General features: G+C 46.8%; 20 protein-coding genes and 1 pseudogene. 13 read left to right on the top strand and 8 right to left on the bottom strand.

Features of this window, described 5'->3' with window-relative positions; genetic code table 11:
- Positions 1–89: 89 nt before the first annotated feature.
- Positions 90–1,358: a polysaccharide deacetylase gene (locus tag P364_RS0114205; RefSeq protein WP_024630773.1), complete on the bottom strand. Its 1,269-nt coding sequence runs from the start codon at positions 1,356–1,358 to the stop codon at positions 90–92.
- A 245-nt stretch (positions 1,359–1,603) separates the two neighbouring features.
- On the opposite strand from P364_RS0114205, the gene P364_RS0114200 reads away from it, so the two are divergent.
- Positions 1,604–2,248, top strand: a complete 645-nt coding sequence (locus P364_RS0114200; RefSeq protein ID WP_024630772.1) for a DedA family protein — start codon at positions 1,604–1,606, stop codon at positions 2,246–2,248.
- Positions 2,249–2,320: 72 nt separating this feature from the next.
- On the opposite strand, the gene P364_RS0114195 is transcribed toward P364_RS0114200, so the two are convergent.
- Positions 2,321–3,628, bottom strand: coding sequence for an MFS transporter (locus P364_RS0114195; protein ID WP_024630771.1), 1,308 nt, complete (start codon positions 3,626–3,628; stop codon positions 2,321–2,323).
- A gap of 172 nt (positions 3,629–3,800) precedes the next feature.
- On the opposite strand from P364_RS0114195, the gene P364_RS0114190 reads away from it, so the two are divergent.
- The 5 genes from P364_RS0114190 to P364_RS0114170 are packed head-to-tail and all read left to right on the top strand — an operon-like array spanning position 3,801 to position 9,077.
- Positions 3,801–5,312, top strand: coding sequence for a spore germination protein (locus tag P364_RS0114190; RefSeq protein ID WP_024630770.1), 1,512 nt, complete (start codon positions 3,801–3,803; stop codon positions 5,310–5,312).
- Between the two features lie 18 nt (positions 5,313–5,330).
- Positions 5,331–6,533, top strand: coding sequence for a Ger(x)C family spore germination protein (locus P364_RS0114185; RefSeq protein WP_024630769.1), 1,203 nt, complete (start codon positions 5,331–5,333; stop codon positions 6,531–6,533).
- Positions 6,534–6,539: 6 nt separating this feature from the next.
- Positions 6,540–6,776, top strand: a complete 237-nt coding sequence (locus P364_RS0114180; RefSeq protein WP_024630768.1) for a hypothetical protein — start codon at positions 6,540–6,542, stop codon at positions 6,774–6,776.
- 21 nt (positions 6,777–6,797) lie between these two features.
- The gene (locus tag P364_RS0114175; RefSeq protein WP_024630767.1) at positions 6,798–7,904 is read left to right on the top strand and encodes a GerAB/ArcD/ProY family transporter; all 1,107 of its coding nucleotides are present in this window, start codon (positions 6,798–6,800) and stop codon (positions 7,902–7,904) included.
- Positions 7,905–7,955: 51 nt separating this feature from the next.
- Positions 7,956–9,077, top strand: coding sequence for a GerAB/ArcD/ProY family transporter (locus P364_RS0114170; RefSeq protein WP_024630766.1), 1,122 nt, complete (start codon positions 7,956–7,958; stop codon positions 9,075–9,077).
- Positions 9,078–9,127: 50 nt separating this feature from the next.
- Here P364_RS0114170 and bcp read toward each other — a convergent pair whose 3' ends face one another.
- From bcp to P364_RS0114150, 4 genes are read right to left on the bottom strand one after another with little or no spacing between them, the layout of a single operon-like run.
- On the bottom strand, positions 9,128–9,592 hold the full coding sequence (gene bcp / locus P364_RS0114165; RefSeq protein ID WP_024630765.1) for a thioredoxin-dependent thiol peroxidase: 465 nt from the start codon (positions 9,590–9,592) through the stop codon (positions 9,128–9,130).
- Positions 9,593–9,638: 46 nt separating this feature from the next.
- Positions 9,639–10,382 (bottom strand): ABC transporter permease, encoded by a 744-nt coding sequence (locus P364_RS0114160; protein ID WP_173405224.1) that lies wholly within the window; start codon positions 10,380–10,382, stop codon positions 9,639–9,641.
- Between the two features lie 46 nt (positions 10,383–10,428).
- Positions 10,429–11,223, bottom strand: a complete 795-nt coding sequence (locus P364_RS0114155) for an ABC transporter permease (protein ID WP_024630763.1) — start codon at positions 11,221–11,223, stop codon at positions 10,429–10,431.
- Between the two features lies 1 nt (position 11,224).
- A complete protein-coding gene (locus P364_RS0114150; RefSeq protein ID WP_024630762.1) occupies positions 11,225–12,271 on the bottom strand; it encodes an ABC transporter ATP-binding protein in 1,047 nt (348 codons plus the stop codon).
- 205 nt (positions 12,272–12,476) lie between these two features.
- Here P364_RS0114150 and P364_RS0114145 point away from each other — a divergent pair, with 205 nt between their 5' ends.
- Entirely contained in the window at positions 12,477–13,520 is a 1,044-nt protein-coding gene (locus P364_RS0114145) for an LCP family protein (protein WP_024630761.1), read from the top strand.
- A gap of 81 nt (positions 13,521–13,601) precedes the next feature.
- The gene (locus P364_RS0114140) at positions 13,602–14,921 is read left to right on the top strand and encodes a glutamate-1-semialdehyde 2,1-aminomutase (RefSeq protein ID WP_024630760.1); all 1,320 of its coding nucleotides are present in this window, start codon (positions 13,602–13,604) and stop codon (positions 14,919–14,921) included.
- A 94-nt stretch (positions 14,922–15,015) separates the two neighbouring features.
- On the opposite strand, the gene P364_RS0114135 is transcribed toward P364_RS0114140, so the two are convergent.
- Positions 15,016–16,410, bottom strand: a complete 1,395-nt coding sequence (locus P364_RS0114135; protein ID WP_024630759.1) for an aminotransferase-like domain-containing protein — start codon at positions 16,408–16,410, stop codon at positions 15,016–15,018.
- Positions 16,411–16,587: 177 nt separating this feature from the next.
- On the opposite strand from P364_RS0114135, the pseudogene P364_RS35325 reads away from it, so the two are divergent.
- From P364_RS35325 to P364_RS0114110, 5 genes and pseudogenes are all read left to right on the top strand, one after another.
- A pseudogene (locus P364_RS35325) lies at positions 16,588–17,527 on the top strand (DMT family transporter).
- 113 nt (positions 17,528–17,640) lie between these two features.
- Positions 17,641–17,829: a hypothetical protein gene (locus tag P364_RS37810; protein ID WP_029880990.1), complete on the top strand. Its 189-nt coding sequence runs from the start codon at positions 17,641–17,643 to the stop codon at positions 17,827–17,829.
- Between the two features lie 69 nt (positions 17,830–17,898).
- A complete protein-coding gene (locus P364_RS0114120) occupies positions 17,899–19,005 on the top strand; it encodes a GerAB/ArcD/ProY family transporter (protein ID WP_024630758.1) in 1,107 nt (368 codons plus the stop codon).
- Positions 18,986–20,455 (top strand): spore germination protein, encoded by a 1,470-nt coding sequence (locus P364_RS0114115; protein WP_024630757.1) that lies wholly within the window; start codon positions 18,986–18,988, stop codon positions 20,453–20,455. The genes P364_RS0114120 and P364_RS0114115 overlap by 20 nt, the downstream gene beginning before the upstream one ends.
- Positions 20,452–21,609 carry a Ger(x)C family spore germination protein gene (locus tag P364_RS0114110; RefSeq protein WP_024630756.1) on the top strand — a complete coding sequence of 386 codons (1,158 nt, stop codon included), beginning with the start codon at positions 20,452–20,454 and terminating at the stop codon, positions 21,607–21,609. The genes P364_RS0114115 and P364_RS0114110 overlap by 4 nt, the downstream gene beginning before the upstream one ends.
- 73 nt (positions 21,610–21,682) lie before the next feature.
- Here the strand turns inward: P364_RS0114110 and P364_RS0114105 are convergent, their stop codons facing one another.
- On the bottom strand, positions 21,683–22,093 hold the full coding sequence (locus P364_RS0114105; protein ID WP_024630755.1) for a sensory rhodopsin transducer: 411 nt from the start codon (positions 22,091–22,093) through the stop codon (positions 21,683–21,685).
- Positions 22,094–22,181: the final 88 nt, after the last annotated feature.

Genomic DNA, 22,181 nt, shown 5'->3' with positions numbered 1-22,181 from the left:
TTCCATCCATCGGCATTCCTGAAACATACTAATCTATGATTCAGTGTTGCCCGGAAGTAGAGAGAATAGTCCTGCACGAGCGACTTTATTCAGATCAATTTATCCATATACATGCTGGTGGCCGATGCCAGAGGCACGCTGGCTTTAACAATCCATTCCTTTTCATTGGCCTTCAGTGAATCAATATCTGTTCCCATATGCTCCATTAAATCCCGTAGCGGAACCCAGGTTGTTCCTCCCTGGCTCTGCACAACTGCCTCTGTTGTCCTATCATGGATCAATTTTGCGCTTTTCGTTGTCAGTTCTCCGCTGATGCTGTCTGCATGGATGATTCGGTCTTTCCATATGGCTGTAGCTGTCCGGGTGTCTGCATTCCAGCGAGCGCTGCCGCCGAACTTTTTCATAAAGGTCCGCAAAGGCACCATGATCCGCTGATTTTCCACACGAAACTCTCCTTGCTTCAATGTGGCCGCTGTGAAACCAATCTCTACCTTCAGTTCCTTGCCTGCCAACCACAGATTGCTGTTCTCCTGTACATGTTCTGCAATCCACTCCGTACCCGGAGCCTTGCGTGACTTGTATTTCCCATTGGAATTGATGCGGAATTGAACAGGCTGATCCGAGGCTTTCATCGTGTCAAAACGAAAACCTTGATCGCGGTAGTACTTGATAATGCCAGGAAGTGCTTTTACCGTCTCAGCATGAGCGCCTCCATCATGCATCAACACAATGACCGAACGTGCCCCGGCAGGCAACTTGGTAGCATTGCGCAAAATTTCTTTAGCGGGAACACCCTTGCGTTTGGAATCACCACTGTCAACGTTCCAGTCCATAACGGTGTACCCGCCCAATTTCATCAGATCAAAATAACTCTGGTCAAAATGTCCATAGGTACCGCCTGGTGCACGTACCAGATTCGGACGAAATCCGGTAATTCGATTTACGACTTCCTCTGTTTGTTTGATCTGCTTCCAGAACACTTTGAAATCACTGTACAGCTGTTCATAATTATGATTAAACGTATGATTGCCCAACGCATGTCCATCTTCCACAACCGCACGGATCATCTCAGGATAACGTTCTGCCTGCTCACCAAGCACAAAGAATGTAGCCAGAACCTGCTCCTTGCGTAAAATATCCAATACTTCACGGGTATGGTTACCCGGTCCATCGTCAAAACTCAAATAGACTACTTTGTCTTGGGAATGCTCTTCTTTGGAGGCGGGCGCAGCAGAGCCCGAAGCAGAAGATGCGTAAGTTGTGCCTGCATATGCAGCAAATACACTTAGCAGTACCACAATGCGAAGAACAAGCACAGACCATTTTCCAGATAAAAATGTATGTATTGGTGTTACCATGAACGAATCAACCTCCAACGTCTCTAGTGAATTTGCTGATAGACTTCAGCAGATTTGTTAGAATTATATGGAGGACGCCCTGAAAAAAGACGCGATTTTGTTTTATAATTTTTCACAATTCGGGATGGCTCGTGATTGATTCTTCGCTTCGGATTAGGTAGCATAATGGACAGGTAGGATCATGAACAAAACTCCTTGGAGAGTAAGTATCTCCTCCCACCCTGTCTGCAGGAGAGTGAAGTCTATTGGAAATACTTGAGAAGGTCCAGCATCTGTTTGGATCCTACGGATACAGCGTTTTATTTTTTGGCTTATTGCTTGAATTCATTGCCCTTCCCTTCCCGGGAGAAACGACCATGGCTTATGCAGGGTTTCTGTCCTACAAGGGTCATCTGGACTTTGGAATACTTGCAATTCTCGCTTTCCTGGGAACGACGATTGGCATGACGATCACTTATTTTATTGGTGCCAAAGCAGGTCTGCCGTTCATTACGCGTTATGGAAAATGGTTTCTAATGAAACCGGACAAGCTGGATAAAACGCAAAAGTGGTTTGCCAAGTACGGCAATGCCCTGATCTTCATCGGTTATTTCATTCCGGGAGTGCGACATTTCACCGGATATTTCGCGGGTATAGCCGCTGTTCCCTTTCGCAAATTCGCTCTCTACGCCTATTCAGGCGCATTGTTCTGGGTGTTGCTGTTTCTGGGAATAGGTAAATTATTCGGTCCCCAATGGAACGCGGTGTTCCACCTTGCCCATCAATATACAGCTTACATTGTCGCAGGTATTGGACTGCTGTTAATTGCAGCCGTACTGTACCGTTATCGAAAAGCGTGGGCAAGCCGATCGCTGCGCAAGCCTGCTGCTGTTCGGCAAAGACAAAAGTAAACGGTGAGGGTGCCAAACCTCCGGGTTAACTCTCTGTTATTAGCAAGGAGCTGCATGCGCGGCTCCTATTTTTCATGTTCTTTTGGTTGTGCGTCTAATCTTAAAAGCTTTACGTGCCCTTAGCCATCCATAAGCGGTAAGCAAAAAAGCAATTGCTGCGAAACCCAAACCTCCTGCGAAACCAAGCTTACGGGGCTCAACCACTTCCAATAATAAACCCGCACCAAACATGGATAACCCCAGCATGCTACTACTGCACGCCGTCACCAAACCATAGATGAGTCCTCGGTATTTCTCAGGTGTTTCTCCCATCAACAATGTATCCAGACAAGCATTGCCTACCCCCGACATAAGGGCTAGCAGAATATAGATCAGAACTGCGATCACAGGCAGAGTCGCCATACTAAGCAGCATAAGTAATCCCCCTTCTACGAGTAGACACATGACTACTCCCGGGAGTAACCATTGCTGAAAATAACGAGCGCACCAGTTGCTTAATACCAGCCCTATACCTAGCGCCGCATAGAACAGACCTACACCCCAATCCCCAAGGCCAAACACTTCAATGGCATATACGCTAATCAATACATTGTCGATCCCATTTATGACCGGTACCCACAACTCGAACAGGATGATGATCTGTAATGCTACAGAGGACCGAACCAACCGCCATATAACCAAGAAAATAGGCGCTGCAACGGAGTTACGAGCGATCACAGAATTTGCAGAAACAGCACCTCCAGAACCATCTCCCCTTCCAAAAGTACTCTCACTTGGTTCAGTCTCAACCATAGGCGGAAAAGATACGTTGCGTATTAAACCTGCTGCTATTAGAAAGCATAAGGCATTCGTAATAAATGCAGCCTGTGGACCAATCACGGAAGATGTGATTCCCCCAAGAAAGGCACCTACTATCAGCACGGTACCGTTCATTACCTGTTCAAGTCCGTTAATTTTGAGCAAATTCTCCGGTTGAACAAGCAATGGTATTCCTGATTTTCGGACAGGCGCATAGATAGCCTCACCACACGCTAGTAAAGTACTCGCTGTGTATAGAATCCACATATCATCTGCACTGTTCACAAGCAAATAACTCAGAGCAAGAGGCACCCTTATCAGATTAGTAAGCAGCATAATCTTTCGCCGTGAGAAGCGTATGGTTAACATGCCTCCTGCCGGGGCGAGCAGCAGAAATGGAAGCACACGCAGACCAAGGGCTAGTCCTATGGCAAGTCCAGATCCTGTTGTACTGAGAATTAGCGAAAGCATGGCGACCTGACAGAAACGGTCACCTATGCCGTTCACTAATCCCGCGACAAAGAACTTGCGGTACTCCGATTCTTTTTGTAGCAGAAGTAATATGGAAGATCTGAACAACATGAAAAACCCTCTTCTCAAAATTAGATATAAATCTAATTAGATATTATGCTAATAAGAAAGGATTGACAATGTTCTTTTTTTTCTGCGGGATAATCAATAACACATTTGTGATAATCCTGATTCATCCAGGTCATACTAATTTGCAAATATAGGGTGTATAAGGGGTGAAGGAATGAGTACAGCATCGCAGAGCAGTCAGGATCAGACGATATCTCCGAATCTTACGGATAATATAGATTACTGCAACCAAGTGATGGGGAATAGCAAAGACTTGATGGTTCGCCCACTGCAATGTTTGCAAAAATGGCCTTCTGTCATGTTGTACATCGATGGAATGGTGGATGTGCAGATTATCAATCGTTCCATCCTGGAATCCTTGTTACAGACCCGGGAGATACCTGAGTTTTCGGAGGATAATGAGCATCTGGTCTATCTCCAGAATGACGTGCTAGCGGCCAGTAACGTGTTATTAATTGATGAGATGAAAGACATTCTTGATGCCCTTCTGGCGGGCTTTGCCGTTGTGCTCCTAGAAGGTTCCACTCAGGGCCTGAAAATTGCAGCAGCAGGCTGGGAAGACCGTCCCGTCGGTGAACCGATCTCCCAGACCGTTGTTCGAGGGCCTATGGAAGGCTTCAATGAAAACTTACGTACAAATACAGGCTTAATTCGCAAACGAATTCGAGACCCCCATCTCTGGATTGAGGAAAGGGAGCTTGGTCGAGTCACGAACACCAGGGTAGCAGTGGTATATCTGGAGGATATCGTTGATCAAGAGGTTGTAAAAGAACTGCGGCGCAGACTGGATGAGATTGATATTGACGCTATTCTGGAAAGCGGATATATCGAGGAACTCATACAGGACAAAACAGGTACGATCTTCCCTACGGTTTATAACAGTGAGCGACCAGACAGCGTATGTGCTGCACTGCTTGAAGGTCGGGTAGCGATCATTATAGACGGAACTCCTTTCGTACTGCTTGTCCCTGCCCTGTTTGTTCATTTCTTTCAGTCTCCCGAAGATTACTACCAACGTGCCGACATCAGTTCATTAATTCGACTAATCCGTTATCTGGCTTTCTTTATCGCACTGCTCGCTCCATCCTTTTATATTGCTATTACTACCTTTCACCAGGAAATGCTGCCTACCAACCTGCTTATTAGTCTGGCAGCTCAGCGTGAAGGTGTTCCATTCCCGGCATTCATTGAAGCCATCTTAATGGAGCTAACCTATGAAATTTTGCGTGAAGCCGGCATCCGGATTCCGAAGACTGTCGGTCAGGCCGTTTCCATTGTGGGTACCCTTGTTATTGGTCAGGCCGCAGTAGATGCAGGCGTTGTATCGGCTGCCATGGTTATTATCGTATCCATTACAGCGATATCCAGTTATGTTATTCCGGAAAATGGACTTTCCATCTCTGTACGGATTCTGCGTTTTGTCCTGATGATTCTAGCTGCGGCCTTTGGTTTCTACGGGATTCTGATGGTTCTGCTGATTACGGTAACCCATCTATGCAGTTTAAGATCCTTTGGTGTGTCTTATATGTCCCCGTTTGCACCTTATATCGGGAAAGACCTCAAAGATACCATTTTCCGCGTGCCTTGGTCCCGGATGAAAACCCGTCCGATCTCTACCGGAACTCCGAACGTAACCAGACAGGCAAACAAAAAAACGAAGCGATAATCGGTAAGGAGAACGTGTATGAACAAATGTCTACAATTGATTCTATCTTTTGCCGTTCTGCTCCCTCTCCTTACCGGATGCTGGGATCGACAGGAACTCAATGAACTTGGCATCATGCTGGGTCTTGGTGTGGACAAGGATGGAGACATGATCAAGGTGAGTGCCCAGGTTGTTGTTCCAAATGAAGTATCCTCCAAGTCAGGGGGTGGTAAAGGAACGCCAGTGACTCAGTATCAGGCTTCTGCCCCTACACTGTTTGAAGCCATTCAAAAGTTAACACAATCAAGCCCACGCCGCATTTTCATGGCGCATATCCGTGTGATGGTCATTGGTGAAGAGTATGCACGGAAAGTCGGGATTTACGACATTACTGAAGCATTAATGCGTGAACCTACCGTCCGTCCTGATTATTACGTCATGGTTGCACGTAACACAACAGCCTCCAAAGTACTTGACGTGCTAACACCACTTGAGAACTTACCTGCAGAAAAGATGTTTAATTCACTGGATGTATCCACCAAGACCTGGTCACCCACTACAACCGTAACCGGGGATCAATTAATGGAATATATCCTTTCTCCCGGAATACAGCCGGTAATCACAGGGGTTGAGGTTGTTGGTGAAGCGGACAAAAGTGGCAGTCAAGCTAATATTGCGACAATCAAGTCTCCCGCAAGCTTAAATTCAACCGGATTGTCCGTATTCAAGGGAGACAAATTGGTTGGTTGGCTAACAGAGGATGAATCCAAGGGATATAACTATATTCGAAACAATGTGGTATCCACGATCGGTCATCTTCCTTGTCGAAAGGATGGTTATGTGACCTTTAAAACACTTCGAACAACAACCAAACGCAAAGCAAAAGTCGTTGCGGGACACCCTGTAATCGACATTAAGATAAAAAATGTATCATCTATTGGTGCCGTGGAATGCGGAATTAAAATTGGTTCAATGAAAGTCCTCAAGGAACTGGAACGAGACAGTGAGGAACGACTTAAAGATCTGATGCAAGAATCCATTAAATCGGTACAGCGCAAATTTCATGTCGATATATTCGGGTTTGGGCAAGAGGTCTATCACTCGGATCCCAAGTTTTTTAAAAAGGTGGAAAAGGATTGGGACGAATATCTCGAAAATCTGGATGTTCATTACGATATCAATGTGCAAATCAAACGTGTAGGCACACTGGATGATTCGTTCAAAGATCAAATTAGGGAGTGAGACAGGGTGCTACTTACACTTAGTGTCATTGTGACTGCAGGGCTCATTGGGTGGTTCGATCTGCCTGGACTCATCCGTCGTAAGGAATGGAAAGAAACTATTGTGTACAGTGCCTTGCTGCTCTTGGCTACCTTCCTCAGTGTATTTGCGGTCAATTTGTGGGAATTCCCCAGTCCGCTTTATCTCATCATCTGGATCTATGAACCGGTAAATCAATTTTTAGCACACTTGACTGGAACTTAGGAAAAAAAGGAGGTGGACATTATGCTTGAACAGGGCCGCATCGGAATAAGACAATTGTCCACCCTTATATTCATGATGGTGGTCGGGGATATGATGCTGATCTATCCTTCGGTTATCACTTCCTATGCCAAACAGGATTCCTGGATATGTGCTCTTATCGGCGTTCCACTCGGAATGCTGCTCATGCTAATGTACTTAAAGTTATGCAGCTTGTATCCAGAGAAAAATCTGATACAGATTCTGCGCAGTATCCTGGGATTTTGGCCAGGTTCTTTAATTTCCGTATTTTACCTTTTCTTTTTTGCCATAGGGGCTTCAGCCCATACCAGAGAAGTCGGAGACTTCATCACGTCTCAAATTTTTCAATATACTCCAATTCGAGTTATCATTCTGATGTTTGTCATCACCTTGGGCTGGGGCCTGTATCATGGCTTAGAGACAATAGGACGCAGCAGTGAATTACTGATGCCTATCCTAATCGTATTTATTTTTGTACTTGCACTCTCTCTGCTGCCCCAGATTGATCCCAGCAATTTGAAACCTTTGAAGGACACTAGCGTCGTTCCCATCCTTCAGGGAACTCTCGTGAGTATCATATATCCGGTAGGTGAACTGATTCCCATTATGATGGTTCTTCCTTACACAATAAAACAGGCGCACCAGACCCGGGACGTACTTTTGTCAGCAGGAGCTGGAAACCTATTGCTTGCGATCCTGGTTACCATCTCCTTGCTCGTTCTAGGCGCTTTCCTTACACAGCATAATATTTATGCTTCCTTTGTTTTATCTCAGAAGATTAATATAGGTGGCTTCTTTGAACGGATCGAAGCCATTATGGCTTCTTCCTGGCTAATCTCCACGTATGTCAAAGCAATAGTGTATTTGTATGCATTTATTGTTGGGTGTGCCGAATTATTCAGGCTCAAGCAGTATCGCATGCTTATCTTGCCAACATCCTTGTTAGTATTTGCCCTTGCCAATTTGGTCTCGCCCAATTTGACTTTCATTGTCATTACCGTCGTTCCATACTGGGTAGATTGGGACACCACATTATGTATTATTTTTCCTGGATTATTATTGTTGGTGCATACGTTCAAAAAAGGATGGAAAACAAAGTCTTCCGGATAGCATAATATCGATGCCTCTGTTAGCTGTCGATTAGAAAGGAGGATAGAGACCATGATTATTAAAGATAAAATAACCATTCGGCAATTTGCCCTGCTTACCTTTCTTGTCATGGTTGGGGATATGATTCTGATCTATCCTTCATTGGTCACAACCTTGGGCAAACAGGATGCATGGATATGTTCTTTCCTCAGCCAGCCTATCGGTCTATTTATCATTTGGATCTTTTACAAACTACATCAAACCTACCCTGAACAATCTTTAATTGAGATTTGCCAGAAATTGCTTGGTCCATGGATTGGATCGATCTTGTCTGCTGGTTACCTGTTCTATTTCGCCATTGGCGCTGCCATCTGTATCCGTGAGGTTGGAGACTTCATGACGACTCAAATCTACCTCGAAACCCCCATCCGTGTTATTTTAATTATGCTCTTGTGTGCGCTAATCTGGGGCCTAATGAAAGGGTTGCAAACCATGGGGGCAACGAGTGAACTATTGACTCCTATTGTTGTTGTCTTTATGGCTCTCCTGTTCGTGGGGCTGCTTCCCAAAATAGACGCTTCACATCTGCGACCATTCCTGAGCAGCAGCTGGGTCCATTTGGTTGAAACCGTAATTCGCGGAGCATTTACCTCCTTCGGGGAACTGATCGTAATTACGATGATTCTTCCTTATGTGACGTCAGGGTCACACGTTAAACGAGATCTGTTGCTTGCCACTTTCTGTGGAGGTCTGCTACTATGTGTGCTGTTATTGTTTTCCCTTATGGTTGTAGGACCTTTTCTGACCCAGCATAACATTTTCATTTCCTACACCCTGTCTCAAAAAATTAATCTCGGCAACTTTTTTGAGCGTATTGAAGCCTTCATGGCTACTGCCTGGTTAATTGCAACCTATTTTAAAAGCCTGCTGTACATGTTTGCTTTTGTGATCGGACTAGCTCAGCTGTTTCGGTTAAAAACATACAAACCACTCATTCTCCCTTCATCCCTGCTCATGTTTTCATTGTCCATCCTGATTTCTCCCAATGTCATTTTTTATATTGAAACCATTATGCCTGCCTGGGTGGATTGGGATATAACCGTATGTTTTATCATTCCGCTCCTCCTTCTACTGGTTCATAAGATCCGTTCTGGCAAGAACAACCAGACAAATTCTGATCGTGTTTCTACATAAAAAAGGCTGTGTTCACGTCAGAATCCGCGAGCACAGCCTTTAATATTTTTTTATAACTCCCTTACCGCTTCCAGCGCAGCTTCAATATGTCCTTTGACTCTCACTTTCGACCACGACTTCAGAAGGACACCCTCTTCATCAATAAGGAACGTGGAGCGTACCATCCCCATATATTCCTTGCCATACAACTTCTTGAGCTGCCATACGCCGTATTGCTCGGCAACCTGATGTTCTTCGTCTGACAACAAGATGAATGGCAAGCCGTATTTGGCAATGAATTTGTCGTGCTGCTTCATCGGATCAACACTAATCCCCAGAATAACTGTATTTAACCCCTTGAATTCCTCATGACGATCACGGAAATCACATGCCTGCTGGGTGCAGGACGAAGTCATATCCTTTGGGTAAAAATATATCAACACCCGCTGCCCGCGATAATCCGAGAGCTTTACCGTCTCTCCCGTACTGGACGGAAGTTCGAAGTCTGGTGCCAACTTTCCTTCGGTTAATGTCATCTCATTTCCTCCTTTATTTCGTCTATGCTTCCGTAAAGGGCTTCAGTTATGATCCTGCTCCGCGATACTTCTTCACGCCATAGTTCCAGAGCAGAAGGCCCATAGAGCCAAACACTAACCCCATCACAGGTGTCAGCATCGCCATACGATGCATTTCCGTTCGTTCCAGGAACAGAGCTGCGGGATAAATGCCCACAAAAGCAAACGGAATGACCCATGTTAACAGGACCTGAATTGCACGGTTATAGATGGTTACCGGATAACGTCCATATCCCTGAATGTTGTACATTAATGGCAGGATGCCTGTAGGCGCGTCCGAATAGAAAGACAACGACGTTAAGGTGATATAGATTCCTGCATAGATTAACACGGAACTCAGAGCAAGAATAATGAGGGCCGGAATATGCCACCACTCCAGTGCAAGCCCCATCTCCGCACCACTAATGCCCATAATAATTAGGCCAATAAACGAACCAACGAGAGCGGGCGGGTCCACATTTTCAAGTAAAATCTGGAACAGGTTATGGGCAGGCCGAGTCAATATGCGATCCATCTCACCTTTGACAATATACCGTTCACTGAACCCCCACAGATTGATAAAGCAACTGAAGATGCCGTAAGGCACCATAAAATATCCATAGACAAAAAGGACTTCACTCTCACTCCAGCCGCCCAAATTATCCGTATGTCGGAAAACTACAAAGATGAAGATCAGATTGGTTGCCTGAAACAGCAAATCCGAAAGGATCTCGACCCAAAAGTCGGCGCGGTACGTGAGACGTGTTTTCATGTAATTTTTTAAATATTCCCAGATCAGACCCAAATAGTACACTTGGTTACCCTCCTTGCACGAACAGACGCTTGCGCGCCTGACGCCAGATCAGCATCATCGGAATGAGCAGTATGACAAACCAGAACACCTGAATGCCGAGTACACTCCAGATGCCAGTGCCTTCCACTCTTCCGGTGAAGACGGAGCCGGGCAGATAGGTAATGGCCTGAAAAGGCAATACTTTCATCACTGCGGACATCCAGCCCGGATAGAGGCTGATTGGGATAATCAGACCGGAGAACAGATCAACCACGACGCGTTTCATGCGCATCATGCCCTCATTGTTTTCCACAAAGAATGCGGCCAGTCCCGTAATGACATTAATCTGGGAGTTAATAAGGAAACTGAAGAACAGCATGACCAGAAAACCAATCCACGCGGACGGCGCCGTGGGCAGTTCAACCGGGAACAACAGAATGGCAATGAGCATTCCCGGAATCATGAGCAGCAGGAAACGGAAAATCCCTTCACCCAGACCCTGCATCATTTTGACCATGACATAATTGATCGGTCTTATAAATTGAATGGCAATGGAGCCATCCCGAATGTCTGTGGCTATTTCCCGGTCTAGGTTGTTAAAATAAAACGCACGCGCCATCCACGATACCGCCACATAAGTCGTCATCTGAGCTGCCGTAAAACCGCCCAGTTCACCACTACTGCCGTAAATGGCTTGCCAGGTAAAGTAATACACGCCGATATTCAGCGTATATATCAAAATGCCGGAATAATAATTCACCCGGTATGCAAGCATCGTCAGGAACCGGATGCGCATAAAATCAAAAAATGCACTATTCATCTTAGGATACACCCACCGTTCCGTTCCCGGCTCCCACAATCTCGGGACGCTCAGCGGAACCGGATTGGTAAATACTGCGCACGATCTCATCCGTGTTAATCTCAATAATCTGAATATCGGTAATATCTGCCTGTCCAACAACACGCCCAAGCACATCCGACACATTGAGTTCAAGTGGAATCCAGACCGATGCGGACAGTTCATTCTCCACCGTCCAGCGAACAGGCAGTGCAGCAGTCCATTCCAGCATTTGCTCCATGGTGTGACCCGTGCCGAACTTGAATCGGATTTCCCGTTCCTTGCCCCACTGGGACTTCAGATGATCCAAACCGCCATCATAAATGATATTGCCTGCATCGAGCATAATAACTCTTGAGCATAACGCTTCGATGTCCTGCAGATCATGGGTAGTCAGCAAAATGGTTGTTCCGTGTTCCTTGTTCATGTCTTTCAGGAATTCACGAATTTCCGATTTCACGACAATATCCAGACCAATGGTTGGCTCATCCAGGAAAACAATATCCGGATTGTGCAGCAGTGCAGCGACCAGTTCACAGCGCATACGCTGTCCAAGACTGAGCTTGCGAACCGGACGATTCAGCAGATCCTGAAGCTGTAACCGCTCAACCAGTTCATCCAGACGTTTGCGAAAATCGACCTCACCTACACGATACACCTTGCGCAGCAGATGGAAGGACTCAATGACACCGATATCCCACCATAGTTGGCTGCGTTGACCAAATACGACACCAATATTCTGTACAAACTTCTCACGTTCCTGATACGGAACATATCCACCAACCGATATCTGCCCTGAAGTAGGCACCAAAATGCCGGTCAACATCTTGATCGTTGTTGATTTACCGGCACCGTTCTCCCCAATATATCCGCATATTTCGCCCTGCGGAATCTGAAATGAAATATCATTTACAGCCAATACCTCCTGGTATTGACGTGCAAACAGGTCTTGGAATGCGCCCTTGAGCCCTCCTCGGCTTTTCTGGACGCTAAACGACTTGCGCAAATCTTTGACATCAATCGCCAGCATGATTATACCTCACTTGGATTTTGTTGAAATTGCTTGTAGCCCAAAAAGAAATTATAATAGTATCAGTCAAAATTCAGCAAGCTTTAAAAAAATAGTCTGAGGCCGCGTCCTCTGTTGCATCTCACAGAAATGTCGTGTACGGAAAGCCCGGGCTAGATCAAATCGGACTCATCTTCATTTATTTTGAATACAAAGGAGAGCTAGCATGACCAGAAAGACGAAGAGAACCATTTGGATTTCTCTTGCCGCCTTCGTGCTGATTGTTGGGGGCGCTGCGGCATTTTATTTCGGTTCTATTCTCAATCAGTTGAATGGCTTGCAAAAGGAAGGCGACAAATCGCCGTTTGCCGGTATCGAAAATGTTGAAAAAGTAAGTACACCGGATCCTCCAAAATGGGAAGGCACCGAAACGGTCAATATTCTCGTTATGGGTGTCGATGCCCGCGGGCTGGAGAAGGGGGAAGTTCCCCGTTCTGACAGCATGATGGTCGTTTCCCTTGACCCACTCACCAAAAAAATCAATTTATTCTCCATTCTGCGCGACACATACGTCAATATTGACGGGTACGGCAAGGAACGAATCAATACTGCCATCACCCATGGCCCCAACGTGGCAATGAAAGCTGCAGGAGACCTGCTGGGTATCCCTATCCAGTATTATGTGTACACCGATTTCCAGGGATTCATCAAATTGGTGGACGCTGTTGGCGGTGTGGATTTTGACGTAGAGAAGGACATGCATTATACAAGTAAAGCGGACAATAATGAATACGATATTGATCTAAAAAAAGGCTATCAGCATTTGGATGGCGATACAGCTCTCATGTACGTTCGTTTCCGTCATGATGCCATGTCGGATTATGCCCGCTCCGAGCGGCAGCGTGAATTCCTCAAAGCTGTAGCAGCGAAAATGCAGTCAACGACAACAATTGCCAAGCTGCCTTCCATTCTGGAAGAAGTCAATCCTTATGTAGATACCAATCTGACCCTCTCCGACATGTGGAAGCTGGGCGGACTCGGATATCAGAGCAGCATGAACGGCAGCGAGCAAATTCCGCCAATGAAAATGCTCAAGGAAGAGCGTACACCAGGCGGAGCTGAGGTGCTGTCGGTAACCAATGAAGAAAAACTTAAGCAATACATTCAAGATATCATTCATCCTCCTGCTCAAGAAGAAGGCAGCACTACCGGAGCCGAAGACAAAACGGCAAGTGGTGACGAGCTAGATACCAAGCAACCCGCACAGTAAAGAAGTGTAACACGCAGAGGGCAGCCCATATGCTGCCCTCTCGCTGTGTTTTGTTTATCTAATACGAAAGGAAGTTATCTAATGAATCCATCACGTACCCGTTCCGAAATTTTATACGAAGAAGCACTTCAACATATTGTAGGAGGTGTAAACAGTCCCTCCCGCTCGTTCAAAGCTGTAGGCGGTGGTGCACCTGTATTTATGAAAAAAGCGCAAGGCGCGCACTTCTGGGATGTCGATGACAACCGATATATCGATTACCTCGCGGCATACGGCCCGATTGTTACAGGACATGCTCACCCCCATATAACCAAGGCCATTACTGAAGCAGCAGCGAATGGTGTCCTGTACGGTACACCAACGGAGCTGGAGATCCAGCTTGCCAAAATGCTGAAAGAGGCTATTCCTTCCATGGACAAGGTTCGTTTTGTAAACTCCGGTACAGAAGCGGTCATGACCACGATCCGGGTTGCACGTGCCTATACCAAACGTAACAAGATCGTGAAATTTGCCGGATGTTACCACGGTCACTCCGACTTGGTCCTTGTGGCAGCAGGTTCGGGGCCTTCCACACTGGGTATTCCGGATAGTGCCGGCATTCCCACGAGCATCGCGCAAGAAGTTATCACGGTACCCTTCAACGATCTGGATAGCCTAAAAGCGGCTCTCGAGCGCTGGGGCGATGATGTCGCTGCGGTCATGGTTGAACCGATTGTGGGCAATTTCGGGATGGTTATGCCGGAGCCAGGCTTCCTCGAAGGACTCTGTGCCATGACTCGGGATAACGGCTCTCTGGTCATTTATGACGAGGTAATTACAGCCTTCCGTTTCCACTACGGCTCTACACAGACGTACGCGGGACTAGACAACCATGCCGAGATTGAACCGGATCTGACGGCACTTGGCAAAATCATTGGCGGCGGTCTGCCGATCGGTGCTTACGGTGGTCGCAAACAGGTTATGGAGCAGGTTGCTCCACTCGGCCCAGCCTATCAAGCCGGAACGATGGCTGGTAACCCTGCGTCTATCTCTGCCGGTATCGCTTGTCTTGAAGTTCTGCAAGGCGAAGGTGTATATGCTGAGATGGAGCGTCTAGCTATCGACCTGACAGCAGGCCTTCAGGCTTCTGCAGATCGGTATGGCATTGCTTTAACCATCAACCGAATTCGTGGTGCCTTCTCCACCCACTTCTGTGACCATCCGGTTACGAACTACGATCAAGCCCAGGATACCGATGGTGAACTGTTCGCTTCTTTCTTCCGTCATATGCTGAATCGTGGCATTAATCTGGCTCCTTCGAAATATGAAGCCTGGTTCCTGACCACTGCACATACGGACAAGGATGTTCAAGAAACATTGGAAGCTGCTGAAGCTTCCTTCAAAGCTATGGCTCAGGAGTAATCAGTCATCTAACCATTCTCACATCGTACCAGAGCAAGCACTTTTGCAAGCATCATAGAAATGTATCACATGAAATAAGGCGTCCCACAAGCGATTATTCCGCTTGTGTGGACGCCTTTTGCAGTTTTGCTATCTCCTCACGGATAATCCGCATCCCTTCCTTGATCCGCTGCTTGGGTACATTGGATATGTTTAACCGCAGCATTTTATCCTGAAGTACCTCCTGTGCACCTTCCGGATAATATCGTTCTGTTGTATCGGCAATAACTCCCCGTTGATCCAAACGGGACAGCAAGACCCTGAGAGGCATATCCTTAGGCAGTGGAAGAACCGTATGCTCCCCGCCTGTACGCGGCGCCTGTGCAAATGGAGCAAAGTCCGGGAAAACATTAAGCTGTTGATACAATTTGTTCATCCGGGCAGCATAGCGGCTGCGGATGACTTTACCATGGTGAGCAAACATCCCGTTACGGATGTAGACCTCAAGTGCAGCCTGGGACAGTACCGCAGTGTCAATGTCGAGCATTTTTTTGTATGTACTAAACGATGCAGTAAGACTTGCAGGCAGAATAGCCACGCCAATCCGCAGGCCGGGAAACAGGATTTTGGAGTAGCTTTTCAGATAAATGACCCGCCCTTCCGTATCGTACGACATTAACGGATCCTGCTTCGTGTTCTCTTCCAGATCAGCCAAAAAATCATCCTCTACCAGATAGACATCGTAACGCTGCGCCAGCCGGATCAATCTCTTCTTCTCTGCTGCCGTCAAAGAAGTGCCAATCGGGTTGTGAAAACGCGGCATGACATAAAAAAATTTGATATCTTCTTCACGGAACTGTCGTTCGAGCGCTTCCCAATCCAGGCCATCCAGAGAGCGTCTGACACCTGCAATCGGCACATTCAGCCCATTCAGAAGCGAAGGCATATTATGATAGCCCGGCAGTTCCAGCATTACCTTCTTTTTCCCATTCGGAAAAGGCATTAGCGCCAGCACAGCGAGGGCCTGCTGCACGCCTGACATAATAAAGAACTGCTCTTTCCGGGCAAATACCTGGTAATCGGCGAATTGCTTCTGCAACAATTCAATCAAGGTAGGTAAACCTCTTTCGGTTCCGTACAAAAACAAGTCTGCCTGCTTCTTCTCCATCGCCTGGTCCACACAATGGCGAAAATCGGAATAAGGAAATACCCGCGGGTCAGGAGCTGCGGAAGCAAAATCCAGCGGTCCCTGCCACTCCCCATCCTCCACTTCGGCTCCATTCTGTACCGCATAATACCCGGACTGAGGCACCGCGTAGACCAGATGTCGCTCTTCCAGCCACTCATATGCGCGTATGGCTGTACTCACACTGCATTGATATTGCTCAGCCAGAACACGTACAGCTGGGAGCTTGATTCCTTTGTCCTGCCATTGTCCACTATTTTGCTGCCGCAATTGATCCTGTATCCAATTCTTTAGCGATTCGGCGATCATTTCGTATTTCCTCATTGGATTCCGCCTCTCCTTCGACTTCAGTCTCACCTTAATTGTACCGGTACAGTAAACGTTTTTGTCTATTGTACCACTCTTGGTCTGGCAGTATATTGAATAAGGCCAGACAGCGTTCACAGCAACATATGCGCCGCTGTAAAAGAAAGAAATTCGTATTTTATTGGAGGAAACCCCATGAACAATAATACCCAGTCTAGACCATACGCATATGTAGCAGCTGTTTTATATGCAGCCATTATTGGTTTATCCTTTTTGTTTGTCAAAATGACGGTGAGTGTTGCACATCCGATCGATGTACTTGCACATCGTTTTGCTTTGTCTTTACTCGTAGTCAGCATCCCTGTCATTTTCGGATGGATCAAGATCAAGCTAACTCTTCGTGATCTGTGGCGTATCATTCCGTTAGGACTGCTCTCTCCTGTTTTGTTCTTTGCCTTTCAGGCATTCGGGCTCGTCTCGTCCAACTCATCGGAAGCAGGCATTATTCAGGCCATGGCCCCCGTATTTACACTTGTGCTGGCCTCTATCTTTCTGAAGGAACGTACAACAATCATGCAAAAACTGTACCTGCTGCTGTCCGTGGCTGGTGTAGTCTTTATATTTTTGATGAAAGGAAGCGGGATGTCGGCAGGAAATTTCAAAGGTATAGCTTTATTGCTGCTCTCCACGGTATGTTTTGCAGGATATGGAGTAGTGGCAAGACCCTTGGCCCAAAAATATAAACCCATGGAATTAACCTGGGTCACTCTTATGGTTGGATTTGTAGTCTTTAACACGGCTTCCCTGATTCGTCATGCGTCGGGGGGGAACCATGATGGATTATGTGAAGCCACTCGGAGATGCTTCTTACTTGGGGGCACTGGCTTATCTGGCCATCCTCTCCACCATGTTCTCCACACTTCTGGCGAGCTATGCCCTGACTCATCTGGAAGCTTCCAAAATGAGTGTATTCAGTAATTTGTCCACACTCATTTCGATTGCTGGCGGAGCCTGGATATTGCATGAACCAGTTCATGGATACCACTTCATCGGAGCCCTGCTGATCATTGCCGGTGTACTTGGAACCAATATGAGCGGAAGAAAACGTGGGCTGGTCAAACCAGATCAAGCGTGATACAATGTGAAAAATTGTAAACGGACATTATCAACAATGATGAAGAGAAGTACACAGGACAGGATGCTTCAGAGAGCCGTAACCAGCCGCCAATTAAGGTGGCACCGCGAAGCATGAGCTTCGTCCTTCTATTCTGTTCCCGTCAGGGAAACAGGATGAAGGACGAAGCTTTTTTATTTATGTACTTATACGGGCATGAAGTGAAAGAGATCCTCGTGGAAGGCACACGTCAAGCCCGCCGGGCTGCCCGTGAGACGATGCTTGAGGTTCGTGAAGCGATGGGGATACGTTATTTCGACTGACGGTATGAGAAGGCTTGATCACGTTAACACTGCTGAGAACAGTCCATTGGGAAAAGAGGTCCCCTCAGCATGAAACCAACACAGCCTTCTTTTTTACAAGCCATGATGTTAATAATGTTATCTGTCGGCCTGATCAGCCACGTCCTGATCATCCCTGCCCTTTTGTCTACGGCCAAAAGAGATGCATGGATATCCGTTCTGTTGTCTGCAGGCCCTTATCTTTTATTTACTTTAATGCTTGCCTATGTCTCGCGTTTTCTCCAGCACCAAACCCTGCATGAATGGCTGACTTCCCATCTTGGCAAGCCTCTTGGGCTGCTGTTTCGGGTGGTAAACAGCCTCTTTTTTCTGTCCGTAATCTACCTCACTCTGCATGATACCACCACTTGGGCCAAAACCAATTACCTGACAGAGACGCCAATATTGGTTACAAGCATTGCCCTTATGTCTCTCTGTGCCTATGCGGCGTATAAAGGATTACGTTCTCTGGCATTTACAGCAGGATTAGTCCTGCCCTTGGTTGTGCTGCTTGGCTTCTATGTCGCTATCGTTAATACACAATACAAGGATTACAGCCGTCTGCTGCCAGTGCTTGAACAAGGCTGGCGCCCCGTGCTCCACGGCACAGTCTACAGCCTTTCAGGCATGTTTGAGCTGCTGTTCATCTGGTACATACAGCCCCACCTCTCCAAGCAGATACGTGTATGGCAGTACCTCATGCTTGCGCTAATTATTCTTGGGCTGACACTTGGCCCACTCATTGGAGCTATCGTGGAATTCGACCCTTTTGAAGCTGCCAAAATGCGATATCCCGCCTTTGAAGAATGGCGCATCGCCTCCTTGGGCAAATATATTGCCCAGACTGATTTCTTTTCCATTTACCAGTGGCTTGCCGGTTCTTTTACCCGTATTAGTCTGGCCATGTATATTGTAATAGAAATTTGGAATATTAAGAGCGCCTCCAGAAGGATCCTATGTTGTGCCATTCTTGGCATCTTATTTATTCTTTCCATGCTGTATCCTCTGGATGATATGACATTCGAAAGGCTGCTTGTCCAATACATATTCCCGTTCAATCTCATGTATCTGAGCGGACTAGCGGTGGTTGCAACAGCAGTTGCATACATCAGTTCACGCCATCAGAGGAGGAAACATCATGGAGCACCAAACGATTGATACCACGTCCCATGAAACACTGCTCGCCTCTTTCGAAGAGCAGTTCAGTCCCTGTGCAGATGTTGTTATTCAGACCTTTCCCGCCAAAGACACAACCGATATGTCGGTGATCATGCTCTATTGCGACGGTCTGGTCGACGGCAAACAAATCAATCAGTTTATTATCCCGCGGCTGGAACGGCATTCTCTGTTCATAGAAGAAGCACACCCCAAAGAGTTGGGATTAACATTGAATCCGGTAGATGATCTCACAGATGTAGAAAACTTAAACCTGTTGATTTTTAGCGGACAATTACTGCTTGTTTTCGGAAATGGGGATCAGTCCTGCAGTCTGGATATTGCGAATATCCCTGGGAGAAACCCTGAGGAATCGTCGATCGAGTCATCGATTAAAGGGCCCCGGGATGGGTTCACTGAGGAGCTGTCCGTGAATATCGGCCTCGTTCGCAAACGAATGAAAACCTCTTCCATGTGTTATGAGAAATACGTTAAAGGCGGTCGTACCCAGACCACTATTGGTCTGTTGTATGTCAAAGACATTATTAACCCGGATATTCTGAAAGAAGCACGCCAAAATCTCGACAAAATTGAAATTGATGGCCTTCTCGGTACCTCCATTATGGAACGTGCGATTATGGGGGGAATTCGCAGCATCTTCCCGCTCACGGATAACACGGAGCGACCCGATTATGTCGTGGACTCCCTATTAAATGGGCGCTTTGCTGTTCTAATTGAAGGTTCACCAGTAGCTATTATCGCTCCAACCACTCTATTCAATCAGTTGAAATCGCCGGAAGACGAGAGTACTCCTTTTTTCATTGTTACTTTTGAGCGAATTTTGCGCATTTCTGGATTACTGATTGCCTGCTTCTTTCCTGGCTTTTATATCGGCCTGACCAGTTTCAATGTGGAACAGATCCCCCTGCCTCTGCTCGCAACCATTTCAGGTACCCGGATGGGTCTACCCATGCCAGTAACGCTGGAAGCATTTTTAATGATATTTATGTTCGAGCTATTTAATGAAGCTGGCCGCCGACTTCCACGTGCCTTGGGACAGACCGTCAGCGTGGTGGGCGGGCTTATTATCGGAGATGCAGCTATTCGAGCAGGAATTACTTCCCCCACGATCATTGTCACGGTAGCTATCTCGGTTATCTCCAGCTATATTTTGGTGAATACCGTGCTCAGCGGGGCTACTGCTCAAGTCCGAATTGGGATGCTTATCATTTCTTCAACCCTTGGATTATTCGGTTTCATGCTTGGACTATTCGGTCTGCTGGTGCACCTGGTATCCTTGGAGTGTTATGGCGTCTCGTATCTCTCACCCGTCTCACCTTATATTCCCGGTGACTTCACCCAAGCCGTATCCATGCCTCCTTCCATGAAACGGACCAATCGTCCGGCCGTACTCCATACACAGGATTCCACTCGCCGGAGGAAACGCCCGTGACAAGATGGACGGCTAAGGTTAGCTTGGTTATAAGCTGCTTCATCCTGCTGACCGGGTGCTGGGATTCGAAAGAGGTTCAGAGCATTAACTTTATCACGGCTGTAGGGATAGACTATGTGGACAACCACTACATTGCTTACGCGCAACTGATTGACTTCTCCAGTATTGCCAAGCAGGATGGACCAACTTCAAGGGAAGCAAGCGATATCTGGATCGGACGGGGTGAGGGTACAACGCTGAGTATGGCTATTGATGACCTGTATCAAACTTCTCAGCAACAAACGCTGTGGACCCATGTAAAAGCGATTGTCTTATCCGAAAATGTGTTGAATGGAAGGCTGGAGGATGTCTTCAATACCCTGTTGCATTCAGGCCAACTGAGATATACCCCATGGCTCTACGGTACAGATCATAAAATTACAGATGTACTTACTCCCTCTGCCTTGCTGAACCAATCCGCCCAGACCATTGAGCTGTTTGAACCGATGAAGCTGTATAAGCAGCATTCCAGTTATGAACCCATCCGGCTTCATCAACTCATTGACGGATTTCGGGAACCTGCTTCAGTTATTCTTCTGCCTTCCATTACTAATCAGAATCGGACCTGGTTTAACGGAGATAAAACTCCCCCGCTGATTAGAATGGATGGGTTTTATGTCATTTCAAACGGTAAAAATCAAGGCAAGGTGACGGGCAAGGACACGGATGGTACACGTTTCGTAAATTATGACCACGTCTATCAATATCAGTTATACGTATACAGGAGTGGGAAAAAAACTCCGGCTCTGACGCTTAGGCTTAATAACCCAAAGACCAAGATTAAGGCGAGGAAAGAAGGAAATGGTGTCATCTTTGATCTGGTTACCTCGGTTAAAAGCGCCATCATCGAGGATCATGACTCTCACCAGTCTCCCCATACCATGGAAAAGGAGGCGGAGAAACAGATTGAGTCCGAAATCCGCGATACGTTTGAAAAAAACAAATCACGCAAGATTGATTCCTACGGTTTTGTGGAACACCTCTATCGCCATGAACTCCCCTTATGGAGACAAGAGGTATATAAACGGGATAATCCACTTGAACGGTTTAAACTCGGAAAGGTGGAAGTTCATGTGAAAATCCTTAATGCCAGTACGTATAAATACAATGAGTAGCACAAAAAGACGATCAGCAGCCTGTAGTTCATCATCGGGTTCCTGGTCGTCTTTGCTTTTTATAATTCATAAGTTATCTCAGTGGAAACGCCATAACACTCATGAGTGCCAGTTCAGGCTGAGTTGTATCCAGGCGACTGTACTGGATGATAACTGGAACATTGCTGGAGACGGTAATCGCATAGGGTACTCCCGGGGGGATAAGTTGCTCACCCGATTTCAGCGACGCTGTCCGGATATGCTTTGTTCTCCGCGCAGGCACCTCAGCCATGATGTCTTCGAGCGGTTCCCTGTCTTCGAAGTAGATCGCTATTTGCAGCTGTGCATCCACTGTGCCTGTATTTAATACACAGATGCTCTCATGACTCTGCAGTGAGCCCGAGCTATCCGGTGGAATGTAACCATCGGGAATCACCCAGTAGGTGTGACCCTTCGCTGCGCGAGATGATTTACGTGCTGAAGTGTTCGTCTGATCCTGTGCCAATGAATTTCCTCCTTTGCCAAAGCAATAATTAGTTAAACACGCGGGGGCTCGCGGGGCAGACGCTTCGGCGGGCGGATCGGGCTGTGGG

Origin of the sequence: Paenibacillus sp. MAEPY2 (assembly GCF_000499205.1) — a bacterium.
GTDB lineage: Bacteria > Bacillota > Bacilli > Paenibacillales > Paenibacillaceae > Paenibacillus > Paenibacillus vandeheii.
The sequence above is the reverse complement of the archived record's forward strand: the minus strand, read 5'-3'. Positions and strand labels throughout refer to the sequence as shown.

What these genes read in the sequence shown, in the direction of transcription:
- P364_RS0114205 (WP_024630773.1), bottom strand. Translation starts at nt 1,358, where the DNA reads ATGGTAACACCAATACATACATTTTTATCTGGAAAATGGTCTGTGCTT.
- P364_RS0114170 (WP_024630766.1), top strand. Translation starts at nt 7,956, where the DNA reads ATGATTATTAAAGATAAAATAACCATTCGGCAATTTGCCCTGCTTACC.
- P364_RS0114145 (WP_024630761.1), top strand. Translation starts at nt 12,477, where the DNA reads ATGACCAGAAAGACGAAGAGAACCATTTGGATTTCTCTTGCCGCCTTC.
- P364_RS0114185 (WP_024630769.1), top strand. Translation starts at nt 5,331, where the DNA reads ATGAACAAATGTCTACAATTGATTCTATCTTTTGCCGTTCTGCTCCCT.
- P364_RS0114150 (WP_024630762.1), bottom strand. Translation starts at nt 12,271, where the DNA reads ATGCTGGCGATTGATGTCAAAGATTTGCGCAAGTCGTTTAGCGTCCAG.
- P364_RS0114160 (WP_173405224.1), bottom strand. Translation starts at nt 10,382, where the DNA reads ATGAAAACACGTCTCACGTACCGCGCCGACTTTTGGGTCGAGATCCTT.
- P364_RS37810 (WP_029880990.1), top strand. Translation starts at nt 17,641, where the DNA reads ATGAGCTTCGTCCTTCTATTCTGTTCCCGTCAGGGAAACAGGATGAAG.
- P364_RS0114190 (WP_024630770.1), top strand. Translation starts at nt 3,801, where the DNA reads ATGAGTACAGCATCGCAGAGCAGTCAGGATCAGACGATATCTCCGAAT.
- P364_RS0114155 (WP_024630763.1), bottom strand. Translation starts at nt 11,223, where the DNA reads ATGAATAGTGCATTTTTTGATTTTATGCGCATCCGGTTCCTGACGATG.
- P364_RS0114140 (WP_024630760.1), top strand. Translation starts at nt 13,602, where the DNA reads ATGAATCCATCACGTACCCGTTCCGAAATTTTATACGAAGAAGCACTT.
- bcp (WP_024630765.1), bottom strand. Translation starts at nt 9,592, where the DNA reads ATGACATTAACCGAAGGAAAGTTGGCACCAGACTTCGAACTTCCGTCC.
- P364_RS0114115 (WP_024630757.1), top strand. Translation starts at nt 18,986, where the DNA reads ATGGAGCACCAAACGATTGATACCACGTCCCATGAAACACTGCTCGCC.
- P364_RS0114120 (WP_024630758.1), top strand. Translation starts at nt 17,899, where the DNA reads ATGAAACCAACACAGCCTTCTTTTTTACAAGCCATGATGTTAATAATG.
- P364_RS0114195 (WP_024630771.1), bottom strand. Translation starts at nt 3,628, where the DNA reads ATGTTGTTCAGATCTTCCATATTACTTCTGCTACAAAAAGAATCGGAG.
- P364_RS0114175 (WP_024630767.1), top strand. Translation starts at nt 6,798, where the DNA reads ATGCTTGAACAGGGCCGCATCGGAATAAGACAATTGTCCACCCTTATA.
- P364_RS0114135 (WP_024630759.1), bottom strand. Translation starts at nt 16,410, where the DNA reads ATGAGGAAATACGAAATGATCGCCGAATCGCTAAAGAATTGGATACAG.